Raw genomic sequence first — 464 nt, 5'->3', positions numbered from 1 at the left:
CCCGCCGCCCGGCGAGAGCGGACAGCAGCTGCCAAACCCGAAGGGTGTTCGGCGTTTTGATACGGATAGATTCAGTCACCAAGCGATACCCGGACGGCACGGTGGCGGTCGACCGGCTGTCATTGGAGATACCGGACCGGTCGATCACGGTCCTGGTCGGACCGTCGGGCTGCGGCAAGACGACGACCCTGCGCATGATCAACCGGATGGTCGAGCCGAGCGAGGGCACCATCCTCCTCGACGGCGCCGACATCCGGCAGCGGCCCGTCAACGAACTGCGCCGCTCCATGGGCTACGTCATCCAGCACGCCGGGCTCTTCCAGCACCGCACGATCGTCGACAACATCGCCACCGTCCCCCGCCTGCTCGGCCGGCGCAAGTCCGAGGCCCGCGCCCGCGCCCGGGAGCTGATGGAGCGGGTCGGCCTCGACGCCTCCCTCGCTCGCCGCTACCCCTACCAGCTC

General features: G+C 69.2%; 1 protein-coding gene. It reads left to right on the top strand.

Features of this window, described 5'->3' with window-relative positions; translation table 11 throughout:
- Window positions 1-56 precede the first annotated feature (56 nt).
- Window positions 57-464 (top strand): ATP-binding cassette domain-containing protein (locus CCN42_RS45175; protein WP_245877622.1); only part of this gene is annotated, 408 nt, incomplete at its 3' end.

This window comes from Streptomyces glaucescens (assembly GCF_002154375.1).
Taxonomy (GTDB): domain Bacteria; phylum Actinomycetota; class Actinomycetes; order Streptomycetales; family Streptomycetaceae; genus Streptomyces; species Streptomyces glaucescens.
This window is presented reverse-complemented; position numbering and strand designations above follow the sequence as displayed.